Here is a 14,191-nt window from a genome sequence, read left to right as displayed (position 1 = left end):
CATGGCAGACCCCATAAACTCCGCGGACCCCAGGCAGGCCACCCGGCACGGGCTTGGCATCCAGCCCGGTGAAGGCAACGCCGTCGCGGCTGGCTTTCTGTTCTTCTTCTGCCTGTTCGCCAGCTACTTCATGCTGCGCCCGGTGCGAGAGACCATGGGCATTGCCGGCGGCGTGCAAAACCTGCAATGGCTGTTCACCGCCACCTTCGTGGTCATGCTGGTGGCCATTCCCTTCTATGGCTTGTGCAGCGCGCGGCTGCCCCGCCGGCGTTTCGTGCCCTGGGTCTATGCGTTCTTTATTGCCAACCTGCTGGGTTTTGCCGTGGCCACGCGTGGCGCGCCGGACAACATCTGGCTGGCGCGCGTGTTTTACGTCTGGCTATCGGTGTTCAACCTGTTCGTGGTGTCGGTGGCGTGGAGCCTGATGGCGGACGTGTTCCGCCCCGGCCAGGCGCGCCGGCTGTTCGGCCTGCTGGCCGCCGGCGCCAGCGCGGGCGGCCTGGCTGGCCCGCTGCTGGGCGGCTGGCTGGTGACGCGCATCGGCCTGACCGGGCTGATGGTGCTGTCGGCCGCGCTGCTCGCGGCCACGCTGCCCGGCGTGGGCTACCTGTTCGGCTGGCGCAAGCGCGCCGGCGCGGGCGTGCCGGTGACGGACGATCCGGTGCCGGCGCAAGACCCGGCCCGACCCATCGGAGGCGGGCTCTGGGCAGGGCTGACGCTGGTGGCGCGGTCCCGTTACCTGCTTGGCATCAGTCTGTTCGTGATCCTGCTGGCCACGGCCAGTACTTTCCTCTACTTCGAGCAGGCCAGGCTGATGGCGCAGACCTTTCCCAGCCGCACGCAGCAGACGCAGGTGTTCAGCGCCATCGATGCCATCGTGCAGGCGCTGACCATCCTGGTGCAGGTGCTCCTGTCGGGGCGCATCGCCAGGCGCTATGGCGTGACCTCCCTGCTCACGGCGGTGCCGCTGGCGGTGGCGGCTGGCTTCCTGGTGCTGGCGCTGTGGCCCACCTTCGGCGTGCTGGCCGGGGTGATGATCCTGCGCCGCGTGGGGGAATACGCCTTGCTGCGCCCGGGGCGGGAGATGCTGTTTACCGTGGTGGATGCCGAGACCAAGTACAAGGCGAAGAATGTGATCGACACCGCCGTCTATCGCGCCGGCGATGCCGTGAGTGCCTGGTTCAAGACCGCCATCGATGCGCTTTCCGGCCACCCGGCCGTGGTGGCGTTCACCGGCGCCGCGCTGGCGCTGGGATGGGCGTGGCTGGGATGGTGGCTTGGCCGGCAGCATGAAGGCCAGGCCGGGAACGCGCCGGCGGCGGCCCGCGTCGGGATGACGCCGGTGCCGCGTGATGGCAGCGGCGCTTAAGTAGCGCTAGTTGATGCAGGGAGCTACAAACACGATACGCGAATCAGGCTTTGTCCTACACCGCATCCACCGTCACAGTGCGGATAATTGTGACTGTTGTGACGGATTATTTTTTGAGGAGTACTGATGAAACCCGGAATTCCAAGCCTCAAGGCAGTCGCGCTGGCAGCCGCCCTTGCCCTGGGCGGCATCGCCCACGCCCAGCTTGCACCGCCCCAGCCGCAGCAGCCACAGGGCGAGCGGGCCACGGCAACGCCCATGCCGGCCCAGCCTGCGCGCCACAAGAAGCATAAGCACAAGCACCATCACAAGAAGGCGCCGCCGCCGGCCGCCCCGGGCGCAGACGCCGCGCCGCCGCCTCCGGCCCCGCAATCGCCCCCGCCGCCGCCGCGTCCCGCCCCCTGATCGGCGTGATCACGGTGGTATTGGCGTTACATCTGCTAACCGCGCCAATCTATTCCGCAGACGCCTGCCCCTTAAGATGACGTCATGGTCAGCCGCCCCCGCTGGCCGTCTCAAGGAGTCAGTCATGCGCAACACCCATCGTGCCACCCGCGCCATCGGCGCGGGCCTCATCGCCGCCGCGCTGCTGGCCGCAGGACCTGCCTCTGCACGCGACCGCTACCACGATGGCGGCTACCACGGCGGTGGCGGTTCCGCCGGCGCAGTAGCACTGGCCATCGGCGCCTTGGTCGGGCTGGCAGTCGTCGGTACCGCCGTGGCCAGCCAGCCGGTCGTGGTAGCCGCGCCGCCCCAGCCGGCATATGGCCCCCCGCCGGGATACTGCTATCGGGATTACGATCGCGCGTACGTGCCATGCGCGCCGCAGCCGGCGCCCTATTACTATCAGCAGGCGCCGCAGCCGCAATACCAGGGGTACCAGGGGTATCAAGGGTACTGAGCGCGGTTACCCCCAAGCACCGCACCAATCCCCCATCGTCACCATCTCCCGGATCGCCTGCCCGGTGCGTAGCCGGCCGAAGCCATCATTGATGCCTTCGAGCCCGAGCGTGCCGGTCAGCATACGGTCCACCGGCAGCTTGCCCTGGCGGCATGGCGCGATCTACGCGCGAGGCGCCCGCCGTCAGCGCGCCCAGCACGGCCCGCTTCATCGGCAGCTCGCACAGTACCACCGGGACCAGGGCCACAGGGCCCCTTGGCAAAGCATCGAATTTTCATTCAATGAAAATCTATAGCCTTTGTTTGACCTGCAAACCGGCTAATGCATAAGATCACCAAAAAGAAATTTCATTAAACGAAATGCTGTGGCGCACCCGCGCACACGGCAAAACCACCGGGCACTGCCGTCACGGCAGCGCCTGCGAGGAGACAACGATGCACCGACGTGCCACCCTGCGCCTGGCGGCCATGGCCTGTGCCGCCCTGTGCGCCCAGCTTGCGCTGCCGGCGCGCGCAGCGGACAACTACCCCGCCAAGCCGCTGCGGCTGGTGGTGCCTTTCACCCCCGGTGGCACCACCGACATCCTCGCGCGCCTGGTGGCGCAGAAACTGGGCGAGGCGCTGGGACAAACCGTGGTGGTGGACAACCGGCCCGGCGCCGGCGGCAACATCGGCGCCGAGGCCGTGGCCAAGGCCGCCCCGGACGGCTACACGCTGCTGATGGGCACGCTCGGCACCCAGGTCACCAACCAGTTCATCTATGCGCGCATGCCTTACGACTCGGCCAAGGACTTCGCGCCGGTGACGCTGGTCGCCAACTCGCCCAATGTGCTGCTGACCAATGCCACGCTGCCGGTCAAATCCGTGGCCGAACTCATCGCGCTGGCCAGGCAGCGGCCCGGCGGCCTCAACTACGCCTCCACCAGTACCGGCGGCTCGCCGCACCTGTCCGGCGAATTGCTCGACAGCATGGCCGGCGTGAAGATGCAACACGTGCCGTACAAGGGCGCGGCGCCCGCCATGACCGACCTGCTGGCGGGCCAGGTCAACCTCATGTTCGACAACCTGCCCTCGGCGCTGGCGCAAATCCAGGCCGGCAAGGTGCGCGCGCTGGCGGTGACCAGCCCTCAGCGTTCTCCCATCCTGCCGGATGTGCCCACCGTGGCGGAATCCGGCCTGCCCGGCTACGTGGTGAACTCGTGGTTCGGCCTGCTGGCCCCGGCCGGCACGCCACCCGCGCTGGTGGCGCGCCTGCAGCAAGCGGTGGCCAAGGTGCTGGCCACGCCCGAGGTCAAGCAGCGCATCGAGCAGCTTGGCGCGGTGCCCGGCGGCGACTCGCCTGCCGCCTTTGCCGCGGTGATCCGCGCCGATACCGAGAAATGGGCGCGCGTGATCAAGAGCGCAGGCATCCAGGCCCAGTAAGCCCAAGATTCCACGCAAAACGACAAACCAAGGATCCCGTCATGGCAACCAAGACCCTGCGCATTGGCTCAGGCTCCGGCTGGTGGGGCGACCGCGTCGAACCCGCGGCCCTGAGCGCGCAGCACGGCAAGCTCGATTTCCTCTGCTTCGAAACCATGGCCGAGGCCACCGTCTGCGCCGCGCAGGTGCGAAAACGCCGCGACCCCGCCTTCGAAGGCTACGACACCTACCTCGACGAGCGCATGCGCGCCGTGCTGCCGCACTGCATCGCCAACGGCACGCGCATCGTGAGCAACCAGGGCTGGATCAATCCGCTGGGCGCGGCGCGGCGCATCGCGCAGCTGTGCGCAGAGCTCGGCCTGCCCGGCGTGAAGATCGCGGCGATCACCACCACCGACCTGACCGGCACCATCTGCGACCAGCAACTGGAGATCCTGGAGACCGGCGCGCCCATCGCCACCCTGCGCGGCTCGCTGATCTCGGCCGAGCCATATGAGGGTGCGGAGCCGATCGTGCGCGCGCTGCAAGCCGGCGCGCAAATCGTGGTGACGGGCCGCGTGGCCGATCCCTCCCTGTTTCTCGCGCCGATGATGCATGCGTTCGGATGGCAGCCTGAAGATACCGAGCTGCTCGCGCGCGGCAGCGCCATCGGCCATTTGCTGGAATGCGGCGCACAGGTGACCGGCGGCTATTTTGGCGACCCGGGCTACAAGGACGTGCCCGAGCCGTGGAACCTCGCCTTCCCGATTGCCGAGGTGGACGCGAGCGGCACGGCCGTGATTTCCAAGGTGGCAGGCACCGGCGGCCGCATCGACCTGCAGACCGTCAAGGAGCAGATGTTCTACGAGGTGCACGACCCGCGCCGCTACATCACGCCGGACGTGGTGGTGGACTTCACCACGGCGCAGCTGGAGCAGGTTGCGCCCGACCAGGTGCGCGTGAGCGGCATCAGCGGATCGCCGCGCACGCCCACGCTCAAGGTCTCGCTTGGTTGCACGGAGGGCTTTATCGGCGAGGACATGTTCTTCTACGCCGGCCCCGGCTGCCTGGAAAAAGCGCAGCTGGCCAAGACCATCCTGGCGCACCGGTTCCAGCTGGCCGGGCTGGACGCGCAAGCGCTGCGCATCGACTTCCTCGGCGTCAACGCCATCCACGGCGAGGCCTCCCCGGCGCCGGCCTGTGAGCCCAACGAGATCGCCGTGCGCGTGGCCGCGCGCACCCTCACCCGCGCGCAAGCCGCCAAGGTCGGCCGCGAGATCGACAGCATGGCCGTGTGCGGCCTGGCCTCCACCGGCAAGCGCGTGCCGCACCAGGAGCGCACGCGCGAGATCATCGGCGTGTGGTCGGCCTTGGTGCCGCGCGCGCAGGTCAGTTCCGAGATCCATTTCCTTTGATCCATTTCCTTTGATCCGCTGCGAGGCACATCCCATGAAAGTTCTGCTAAGGCGCGTGGCACATACGCGGTCCGGCGACAAGGGCGATATCTCGAACACCTCGGTGATCGCCTACGACGCCGCGTTCTACCCGTATCTCAAGGCGCAACTCACCGCCCAAGCCTTCAAGAGCCTGTATGGCGGCGTGGTCGCCGGCAAGGTCGAGCGCTTCGAAGCCGATGGCTTGCAAGTGCTCAACTTCGTCGCGCATGGCGCACTGGGAGGCGGCGTGTCGCGCAGCCTGGCGCTGGACAACTACGGCAAGGCGCTAGGCAGCGCGGTGCTGCGATTCGAGGTGGAGGTGCCGCAGGCCTTGGCCCCGTTGTTGCGCGGACCGGCGTAGGCCGGCCTCTCCGGCTGGGTTCCTTGAAAAACTTGCGATCCGCAACTATTATGGTTGCGATACGCAACCAATGGAACCACCATGGATATCGTCGAGCCCCTGCCCGAGTCGCGTGATGCCACGATCGCCGCGCTCAGGGTGTTCTCCAGAAAGCTGGTCCGCGAGCTCGGCTTCATGCGGACCACGCTGGCCGATAGCCAGCTTGCGCCCTCCGCGGTGCACGCCATCATCGAGATCGGGCTGGCGCCGGGGCTGCAGGCGCGGGATCTGGCCAGTATCCTGCGGCTGGACAAGTCCAATACAAGCCGGCAGCTCGCCAAGCTCGAATCGTTGGGTCTCGTCGTCCGCACGGCCGCGACCGATGATGCTCGCTCGTCCCATCTGAACCTGACCGACGCCGGCAGGCACTTGCACCACCAGATCGATGGCTTTGCCACGGAACAGGTCTCCAGCGCATTGCGGCGGCTGACCCCGGCCGACCAGCAAGCGCTGGTCCGGTCCCTGTCGATCTATGCGGATGCGCTTGCCGCGGACAACGCGCAAAAGACCACCGGGGACGATGCCGGCGCGGGCAGCGGGATCCAGGAAGGCTACCGGCCGGGCTGCATCGGCGACATCGCCAGCCTGCATGCCCGCTTCTATTCGCAACTGGTGGGCTTCGGCAGCTTCTTCGAAAACAAGGTGGCCACCGAGCTGGCTGGTTTCGCGACCAGCCTGCCATCGCCGGACAGGCAACTGTGGCTGTGCCTGGAAGGCGGCCGGTCGCTGGCCAGCATCGCCATCGATGGCGAACCGGACGGGATTGCCCACCTGCGCTGGTTTATCGTCGACAACGCCTTGCGCGGCACCGGCGTCGGACGCCAGTTGCTGGAACGCGCGCTGGATTTCGCGGATGCACGCTACAGGCAAACCTACCTGTGGACGTTCAAGGGCCTCGACGCGGCGCGCCATCTCTATGAGTCCCACGGGTTTCAACTTGCGCAGGAGGCGCCAGGCGAGCAATGGGGGGCTGCCGTGACGGAGCAGCGCTTTGTGCGCAATGCCGCCAAGCGATGAGCTTGATGTCCGACCATTGCCGCAGCGATGCTGAGCGGCCGGCTTACCAGCTTACTCGCGCCCGGCCAGCTCCAGCGCAAACACAATGCGCTGCAGCCACTTTGCGGCCTGAACATCCATGTGGCCAAAGTGGCAGCCAAAATGATGGTGCGCCTCATCGCCGCGCCAGGCCTTTCGATGCCGCACCACCTGTAATGCCAGGTTCAGCCCGCCCAGCTCGCCAAGGTCCAGATGGCATTCAGCGATCCAGGTCCCGACCGGCAAGCGCTGCGGGCCGACACTGCGGGAGCGCAAGCCCACGCCGGACACCGACACGTCGGCGACTTCCATCTCCACGAGCTGGCCGTCGCTTAACAGGACCTGGCAGCGGCACTGTTTTTCCTCGTGCGGGCGGACGCGGAAATGCCTGCGGCGCGGGACTTGATAGATCCCGGTTGGGTAAGGGACGAGAAACGCCGGTCCGCCGTCGAAACGGGTGACGGCGGCAGAAGCGATGCGAAACTGGAACGTGATGTCGCCCATCGACGCCGAAGCCGCCATATCGCTGGCGTTCAGGATTGCCTCCAGCTCCACGCCATTGCGGCACCACGCGAGCACGCAGGTGTCTTTGGATGGATCGATAAACAGAAAGCTCGAAGCCACCCGGCACTGCTGCGCAGGATGGAGATGGAGCCGGATGCGCTTGCGAACCAGATCCTGCAGGATCTCAAGTACCTGGTCCGGATCGCTGATCCGCTCGACATCGCCGTTTGCCGCCGATGGAAACGGCAAGGACGTGCCTATGGCTGCCGAAGCCATGGTGATGGTGCCGGGTGGCCCAGGAGCATTGCCGCGCGCGCGCTACGATTCATCGCAACTAACTCATTCAAGACATTGGATATTGGATCGGACAACGCTGCGCGCATCCAGCTTCGAGGCTGCACTTTCCCGCTTTGTAACATTCTTTTATTCGTTTACTCGTTTGCATGCCGACGGCTCTAACGGCATTGCGAGCACGTTCTTTAGGCATCCGTCGCGCTCTCGCCCGGACTAAAGATTGGCAGATTCCTGCCGTTAGGCAACGTTTAGCAGCCATGCTTGCGGCCGCCTTTGCCTGTCAGCCACACCAGCCCATGAATAGACTTGATCCCGCTTCGATAGACCCGCCGTCACCGGATGGATACCAGCACGCGCTTGCGGATGAGATCCACGACATGCTGGATGTCCTGGCTACGCAGGAGCGCTACCTCGACTTGCGCTTGCCGGATGGGCGCACCTTGCGCTCGCGGGTATTGTTCGTGGATGTCGCAGCGCGCCAGTTTACGCTTGAGGGATGCGAGAACGAATCTGACAACCAGGCGGTATTGGCCAGCGCACAGAGCGAGCTTTCGACCGTGCTCGACGATGTCTCGGTCACGCTTGCCCTGGGCGCCGCGAAGCGCTGCGTGTTCGCCGGTGCTACCGCATTCGCCGTGCCGCTCCCGGAGATGCTGTCCCAGGTGCAGCGGCGGCGCGACTACCGGGCAGAGACGCTGGACTACAACTACACGTTCGAGGCCCCGTTGCCTGACGGCACCGCACTCGTCCTGGACATTGCCGACTTATCGGCTTCCGGCGTGGGATTGCGCTCGCGCACGCCAGGGACAACTGCACTGGCCGTCGGGGCGGTGCTCCCCAGAGGCATCCTCAGCTTTGGCTCGCTGGCCAGGCTCGAAGTCAGCGTGCGCGTGGTGCGTTACCAACTGGTGAATACAGCCGATGATGTGGTACACCACTACGGCTGCGAATTCGTCGCGTTCGATCAGGCTGCCTTGCTCGCCTGAGCCCCCCTCCCGGAGCCATCCATGTACCACTCACATCGCGTCTTCGGCGCCCTGCTGCTTTCGATGTTCTCGCTGACGGCAACGGCGCGCGACTCCCTGTGCACGAAGGACGAACAAGTTGCGTTCTCCTGCACCGTCAAGGGCAACAAGCTTGTATCACTCTGCGCCTCGCCGGACCTGTCCAAAACCAAGGGGTATGTGCAGTACCGCTTTGGCAAGAAGGGCGCCGTCGAACTGGCGTACCCGAAACTCACGGATGATCCGCGCAAGCACTTCCGCTGGGGTGTCACGGCTTACTCAGGCGGCGGCACCGATTACTTCAGGTTCTCCAACGGCGGCTACGACTATGTAGTCTATGCTGGCAGCGGCAAGGGCTGGGAGAAGGAAGGGCTGGTCGTGGAGAAAGACCAGAAGCGCATCGCCAGCCTGCCTTGTCGCGATGGCGGGCTGGGTCCCGATAACTGGGCGGTGATGTATTCCGCAGGCTTGCCGGAACTGGACCAGGGCAAGCCGGCGGAACAGTTCGACATGCCTTGAGGCACGCCGGCGCAGAGACGCGCCGCGCAGACGCACTATTGCACTATTGCACTATTGCACTATTGCACTATTGCACTAGTCTCCCAGCGCCCGGCGCGCCCATGCGCCCGTGATACGCCGCGCCTCCTCCTTTAGCCGGCGCGCCATCTTCGCCTCGCGAGACAAGATCCGCTCGCTCAGTGCCGCCACGCTCAACGCGCCCAGCGGGCGGCCCTCGTAGTCAAGCAGCGGCACGGCGATGCCGCCCATCTTGTCGACCACCCAATCCAGGAACAAGGCATAGCCGCGCGCACGGGCGGCCTCGATCTGCTCGCCGATCACCTCGGCAGTGAGGCGCGGGTAACGCGCGCGCTGCGCCTTGCCAAGCCGGGTCCGCGCGGTGCGCTCGGCTTCCGGCATCCAGGCGAGCACCGCCAGGCTGCCTGCGCCCACCCCGAGCGGGCGGCGTGTGCCGATCTCGACATAGTTGGCGCGGATCGGGAATGTGCCCAGCTCGATATCCGCCACCACCGATTCGCCCCGGCTGGCCAGCGTCAGCACGGCGGTATCCTCGAACTCCTCCACCAGCCGCTCCAGGCTCGGCCGCGCCAGCGCGCGCAGGTCGACCCGGCGCTGGGCCACGTCAGCCAGCTGGAATATCTCCGGGCCAATGCCAAAGCGCCGGCTGGCATCGCGAGTGACAAAGCCTTCGGCCACCAGCAACTCCAGCAGGCGCGACGCGGTGGCCGGGTCCAGCCCGGTGGCGCGCGCCACGTCGGACAGGCGACGCACTTGCGGGTCGGACAGGGCACGCAGGATCCAGAGGGCGCGTTGCACTGGCGAGGCGCGGGAGGTGCGCTCGGCGTCGTGACTCATGTCCGCTCCTTGCGGGTGGTGGGCGAGGCGGACAGGCAATACGGCAAGGACATTGAGCGTGGGCGGCGGCGCGTGGGTGGAACCGGCATTTAAGCCGTAGCCGCCGCCCCGGTCAACCAACCCGGCCGGCCAACCCCCGTTTTTGGCCAAACAGGGGGCGCCCAGGGCCAAATCCGCCGCTTCGGGCGTCCATGGCCAGCCGGATCGACGTATAGTCTCTGCTGACGAAAGACGCCGCGCCCGGGCTTGTACCGCGCGGCGCGGACTTGCGTCCCCAGACATCGGGCCGGCGCCCTGGCTGCCAGCCACTACCAAGGAAAACCATCATGAAGACCAAAGCCGCCATCGCCTGGAAAGCCGGCGCCCCGCTGACCGTGGAAGAAGTGGACCTGGACGGCCCGCGCGCTGGCGAAGTGCTGGTGGAGATCAAGGCCACGGGTATTTGCCATACCGACTACTACACACTGTCGGGCGCCGACCCGGAGGGCATCTTCCCGGCCATCCTGGGCCACGAAGGCGCCGGCATCGTCACCGACGTGGGCCCGGGCGTGACCTCGCTCAAGCCGGGCGACCACGTGATCCCCCTCTACACGCCGGAATGCCGCCAGTGCAAATTCTGCCTGTCGCGCAAGACCAACCTTTGCCAGGCCATTCGCTCGACCCAGGGCAAGGGCCTGATGCCCGACGGTACCTCGCGCTTTTCCATCGATGGCAAGCCGATCTTCCATTACATGGGCACCTCCACCTTTGCCAACCACATCGTGGTGCCGGAAATCGCGCTGGCCAAGATCCGCCCGGACGCGCCATTCGACAAGGTTTGCTACATCGGCTGCGGCGTGACCACCGGTGTGGGCGCGGTGCTGTTTACCGCCAAGGTGGAAGCCGGTGCCAACGTGGTGGTATTCGGCCTCGGCGGCATCGGCCTGAACGTGATCCAGGCGGCCAAGATGGTGGGCGCGGACAAGATCATCGGCGTGGACCTGAACCCGGGCCGCGAAGCCATGGCACGCAAGTTCGGCATGACGCATTTCATCAACCCGAACGAAGTCGAGAACGTGGTGGACCATATCGTGCAACTGACCGATGGCGGCGCCGACTACTCCTTCGAGTGCATCGGCAACACCAAGGTCATGCGCCAGGCGCTGGAGTGCTGTCACAAGGGCTGGGGCAAGTCCATCATCATCGGCGTGGCCGAGGCCGGCGCGGAAATCTCCACCCGGCCGTTCCAGCTGGTGACCGGGCGCGAATGGAAGGGATCGGCCTTCGGCGGCGCGCGCGGGCGCACCGATGTGCCCAAGATCGTCGACTGGTACATGGAGGGCAAGCTCAACATCGACGACCTGATCACCCACACCCTGCCGCTGGAGCGCATCAACGAGGGCTTCGACCTGATGAAGCGCGGCGAGTCGATCCGCTCGGTCGTGCTGTACTGAGGCCGGCCATGCTCGAGCTTCTCTCCGAGCACGGCTGCTTCGGCGGCGTGCAGCGCTTCTATCGCCATGCATCGGCCACCATCGGCCTGCCGATGCGGTTCTCGGTGTTCCTGCCCGCGCAGGCGCTGGTCCAGCCCGAACAGCGCCTGCCCGCGCTCTTCTACCTGGCCGGCCTGACCTGTACCGAGGAAACCTTCATGGTCAAGGCCGGGGCCCAGCGCTATGCGGCCGAGCACGGCCTGATCCTGGTGGCGCCGGATACCAGCCCGCGCGACACCGGCATTGCTGGCGAGGCCGAGTCGTGGGATTTCGGTGTGGGGGCGGGCTTCTACCTGGACGCCACGCAGGCGCCGTGGAGCCAGTACTGGCGCATGGAAAGCTACGTGACGCAGGAGCTGTTCGACCTGGTCACCACGGTGCTGCCCGCCGATGCGCAGCGCGTTGGCATCTTCGGCCATTCGATGGGCGGGCACGGCGCGCTGGTGCTGGCGCAGCGTCACCCCGGGCGCTTCCGCTCCGTGTCGGCGTTCGCGCCAATCGCCGCGCCCACGCGTTGCCCCTGGGGCGAGAAAGCGTTCAGCCGCTACCTGGGCGAGGATCGCGCCAGCTGGGAACAGTACGATGCCTCGGCGCTGATGGCGCGCCAGGCAAAGGCACCCTTCCCCCGCGGCATCCTGGTCGACCAGGGCCTGGCCGACAAATTCCTCGCCGAGCAGTTGTATCCGGAGGTCTTCGAAGCCGCGTGCGCCGCCATCGGGCAGCCGCTGCTGCTGCGCCGGCACGAGGGCTACGACCACGGCTACTACTTCATCTCCACCTTGATGGAGAACCATATCCGGCACCACGCGGCGCAGCTCTGAAGTGCGCCGCCGGCAGGGGCGCGGCAAGCTGCCGCTCCCCTGCACGCACGAGCCATGTCGACATCGATCCGCGGCGCCGATGGCAACGTACTGACCCAACACGACAATGCCTGGATCGTGACGCGTGTGCAGCAGCGCTGGGGCATTGACCTGCGTTCCTACTCAAAACAAAAAGCCAACCACAGCCGCTCGTCCGGGCCTGGCCTGGCCTGGCCTGGCCTGGCCTGGCGGTACCCATACCATGAGCAACCTGTCCGCCATCGAACTCAAGGCCTTCGTGCCCGCCCGCGATTTCGCGCTCTCCAAGCAGTTCTACCAGGACCTGGGTTTCGTCATGCCGTGGAGCGACGACAGCCTGGCCTACCTGCATCACGGATCGTGCAGCTTCATGCTGCAGAATTTCTACGTCCGGGACCTGGCCGAGAACCTGATGATGCACCTGCTGGTGGAGGACGTCGGGGCCTGGTGGGACAAGGTCAACGCGCAGGACCTCGCCGGGCGCTACGGCGTAAGGCTGGTGCCGCCGCAGGACCAGCCGTCGAAGATGCGGGATTTCGTGCTGCTGGACCCATCCGGGGTGCTGTGGCGTATCGGGCAGAACCTGGAGTAGAACCGCTTCGCTTTGGGCAGGCGGCGCCGCTTGGTAATACGTTGAAACAAGCTGGTGGCCGCTGAAACGGAATCCGTCGGGCGCCGCGTTGCCCGCCGGCACGCCATGCTGCTAGCATCCCCCGGGAACGCGACAACCCCGAAGGACATCACGATGCTCCGCAGCGCCCGCACTTTCCGCCTGATTCCCGTGGCTGCCACGTTGCTGCTCTCCTGCGCCGCCTTTGCGCAAGGCTCGCCCGCCGGCGGCGACGAAGCCATGAACGCGATCCAGAGCAACTTCGCGCGCATGACGCCTTCGCCGCGCACGGTGGACAGCATCAACCAGGAGTTGCGGCAGAACCACGCCGCGCCGGTCGGGACCAGCGGGCGTGGCGGCGGCCGCGGCCGGGGTCGCCAGCGCTCGCAAGACAGCACGCAGAACGGCATCGGCGGCACGGGCGCCGCCGATACGCCGGCGAGCCAGGATCCGGGCCTTCACGCCAATGCGCCCGCCGCGGCCGCATCGCCTGCCACAGGCAATCAGTAACCCTGCGCTATGGCTGCACGGCCCCAAACCGCTCGCGATACTCGCGCGGCGTGATACCTAGCTGGCGCAGGAACGCGCGCCGCAGCCCTTCATCCGACCCGAAGCCCGTGCGCGCCGCAATGGCCTTGAGCGGCAGCTCACCCTGCTCCAGCAGCCGCCGCGCCCCTTCGATGCGCGCCGACTCGATGAACGCCATCGGGCTGGCACCCGCCTCCCGCGCAAACACGCGCCGGAAATTGCGCTCGCTCATCGCCACCCGCCCCGCCATTTCCTCCAGCGTGAAATCGTGCGCCAGGTCGGACAGGATCCAGTCCTGCACCCCGCGAATGCCGGCATGGCTGGTCGCCTGGCTGGCCAGGTGCAGGCTGTACTGCGATTGCCCGCCCGGGCGCTTGAGGTAGACCACCAGCTCGCGTGCCAGGTATAGGGCCAGGTCCCGGCCAAGATCCTCTTCCACCACGGCCAGCGCCAGGTCGATGCCGGCGGTCACCCCGGCGGACGTCCACAGGTTGCCCTGGCGGATGAAGATGGCATCCGCATCCACCTCCACGGCCGGAAAGCGCTGGCGCAGCAGCGTGGCCACGCTCCAGTGCGTGGTGGCGCGGCGCCCGTCCAGCACGCCCGCCGCCGCCAGGAAGAAGGTGCCCGAACACAGCGCAATCAATCGTCCGATGCGTGGCGCCACGGCGCGCGCCCACGGCACGATGCCCTCGGCGTCTCCCATGGCCCGCTCAATGTCGCGCGCGCCGACGATCACCGCGATATCCGGCAGCAGCACGGGATCGAGCCGCGCCGTGGCCTCCAGCGTCATCAGCGTGTCCGAGCGCACCGGGCCGGCCTCCAGCGCCACCACCCGCGTGGCATAGGCCGGTGGCTGCCCGAGCTGGGCCAGCCGCACATTGGCGTAGTCGAACACCGTCATCGGGCCGATCGCCTCCATGGCCTTGAAACCGGGGTACACCACGATATCCACCCGCCTTGGGGCGGCGACTGCCTGCGCTTGCATCGATCTGACCGGAGTGGAAAGCGGCGATCTTAACCCA

General features: G+C 66.8%; 16 protein-coding genes. 13 read left to right on the top strand and 3 right to left on the bottom strand.

Annotation, left to right across the window (positions count from 1 at the left end):
- The first annotated feature begins 1 nt into the window (after position 1).
- The 7 genes from AC1RQK_RS01460 to AC1RQK_RS01430 all read left to right on the top strand — a co-directional run bounded on the left by AC1RQK_RS01460 (position 2) and on the right by AC1RQK_RS01430 (position 6,523).
- Positions 2-1,369: an NTP/NDP exchange transporter gene (locus AC1RQK_RS01460; RefSeq protein ID WP_492370865.1), complete on the top strand. Its 1,368-nt coding sequence runs from the start codon at positions 2-4 to the stop codon at positions 1,367-1,369.
- A gap of 126 nt (positions 1,370-1,495) precedes the next feature.
- Positions 1,496-1,774 (top strand): hypothetical protein, encoded by a 279-nt coding sequence (locus AC1RQK_RS01455; RefSeq protein ID WP_492370866.1) that lies wholly within the window; start codon positions 1,496-1,498, stop codon positions 1,772-1,774.
- 124 nt (positions 1,775-1,898) lie between these two features.
- Entirely contained in the window at positions 1,899-2,270 is a 372-nt protein-coding gene (locus AC1RQK_RS01450) for a mechanosensitive ion channel protein MscS (RefSeq protein WP_492370867.1), read from the top strand.
- A 434-nt stretch (positions 2,271-2,704) separates the two neighbouring features.
- The gene (locus AC1RQK_RS01445; RefSeq protein WP_492370868.1) at positions 2,705-3,691 is read left to right on the top strand and encodes a Bug family tripartite tricarboxylate transporter substrate binding protein; all 987 of its coding nucleotides are present in this window, start codon (positions 2,705-2,707) and stop codon (positions 3,689-3,691) included.
- Between the two features lie 41 nt (positions 3,692-3,732).
- The gene (locus AC1RQK_RS01440) at positions 3,733-5,085 is read left to right on the top strand and encodes an acyclic terpene utilization AtuA family protein (protein WP_492370869.1); all 1,353 of its coding nucleotides are present in this window, start codon (positions 3,733-3,735) and stop codon (positions 5,083-5,085) included.
- Between the two features lie 34 nt (positions 5,086-5,119).
- Positions 5,120-5,467, top strand: a complete 348-nt coding sequence (locus AC1RQK_RS01435; RefSeq protein WP_492370870.1) for an AtuA-related protein — start codon at positions 5,120-5,122, stop codon at positions 5,465-5,467.
- Between the two features lie 81 nt (positions 5,468-5,548).
- Positions 5,549-6,523 carry a bifunctional helix-turn-helix transcriptional regulator/GNAT family N-acetyltransferase gene (locus AC1RQK_RS01430; RefSeq protein WP_492807274.1) on the top strand — a complete coding sequence of 325 codons (975 nt, stop codon included), beginning with the start codon at positions 5,549-5,551 and terminating at the stop codon, positions 6,521-6,523.
- Positions 6,524-6,574: 51 nt separating this feature from the next.
- On the opposite strand, the gene AC1RQK_RS01425 is transcribed toward AC1RQK_RS01430, so the two are convergent.
- Positions 6,575-7,321 carry a flagellar brake protein gene (locus AC1RQK_RS01425; RefSeq protein ID WP_492370871.1) on the bottom strand — a complete coding sequence of 249 codons (747 nt, stop codon included), beginning with the start codon at positions 7,319-7,321 and terminating at the stop codon, positions 6,575-6,577.
- 314 nt (positions 7,322-7,635) lie between these two features.
- Between AC1RQK_RS01425 and AC1RQK_RS01420 the strand changes: the two genes are divergently transcribed.
- Both AC1RQK_RS01420 and AC1RQK_RS01415 read left to right on the top strand, forming a co-directional pair.
- The gene (locus AC1RQK_RS01420; RefSeq protein ID WP_492370872.1) at positions 7,636-8,325 is read left to right on the top strand and encodes a flagellar brake protein; all 690 of its coding nucleotides are present in this window, start codon (positions 7,636-7,638) and stop codon (positions 8,323-8,325) included.
- A gap of 21 nt (positions 8,326-8,346) precedes the next feature.
- Positions 8,347-8,862 carry a hypothetical protein gene (locus AC1RQK_RS01415; RefSeq protein WP_492370873.1) on the top strand — a complete coding sequence of 172 codons (516 nt, stop codon included), beginning with the start codon at positions 8,347-8,349 and terminating at the stop codon, positions 8,860-8,862.
- Positions 8,863-8,937: 75 nt separating this feature from the next.
- Here AC1RQK_RS01415 and AC1RQK_RS01410 read toward each other — a convergent pair whose 3' ends face one another.
- Entirely contained in the window at positions 8,938-9,717 is a 780-nt protein-coding gene (locus AC1RQK_RS01410; protein WP_492807271.1) for an IclR family transcriptional regulator, read from the bottom strand.
- 326 nt (positions 9,718-10,043) lie between these two features.
- On the opposite strand from AC1RQK_RS01410, the gene AC1RQK_RS01405 reads away from it, so the two are divergent.
- The 4 genes from AC1RQK_RS01405 to AC1RQK_RS01390 all read left to right on the top strand — a co-directional run bounded on the left by AC1RQK_RS01405 (position 10,044) and on the right by AC1RQK_RS01390 (position 13,148).
- The gene (locus AC1RQK_RS01405) at positions 10,044-11,150 is read left to right on the top strand and encodes an S-(hydroxymethyl)glutathione dehydrogenase/class III alcohol dehydrogenase (RefSeq protein ID WP_253930794.1); all 1,107 of its coding nucleotides are present in this window, start codon (positions 10,044-10,046) and stop codon (positions 11,148-11,150) included.
- A gap of 8 nt (positions 11,151-11,158) precedes the next feature.
- Positions 11,159-12,010 (top strand): S-formylglutathione hydrolase, encoded by an 852-nt coding sequence (gene fghA / locus AC1RQK_RS01400; protein ID WP_492370875.1) that lies wholly within the window; start codon positions 11,159-11,161, stop codon positions 12,008-12,010.
- A 241-nt stretch (positions 12,011-12,251) separates the two neighbouring features.
- Positions 12,252-12,620 (top strand): VOC family protein, encoded by a 369-nt coding sequence (locus tag AC1RQK_RS01395; RefSeq protein WP_492807268.1) that lies wholly within the window; start codon positions 12,252-12,254, stop codon positions 12,618-12,620.
- Positions 12,621-12,773: 153 nt separating this feature from the next.
- Positions 12,774-13,148, top strand: coding sequence for a hypothetical protein (locus AC1RQK_RS01390; protein ID WP_492370877.1), 375 nt, complete (start codon positions 12,774-12,776; stop codon positions 13,146-13,148).
- Positions 13,149-13,155: 7 nt separating this feature from the next.
- Here AC1RQK_RS01390 and AC1RQK_RS01385 read toward each other — a convergent pair whose 3' ends face one another.
- Entirely contained in the window at positions 13,156-14,154 is a 999-nt protein-coding gene (locus AC1RQK_RS01385) for a GlxA family transcriptional regulator (protein WP_253930791.1), read from the bottom strand.
- Positions 14,155-14,191 lie beyond the last annotated feature (37 nt).

The sequence above is a fragment of the Cupriavidus sp. GW822-FHT02D05 genome (assembly GCF_058802485.1).
The sequence above is the reverse complement of the archived record's forward strand: the minus strand, read 5'-3'. Positions and strand labels throughout refer to the sequence as shown.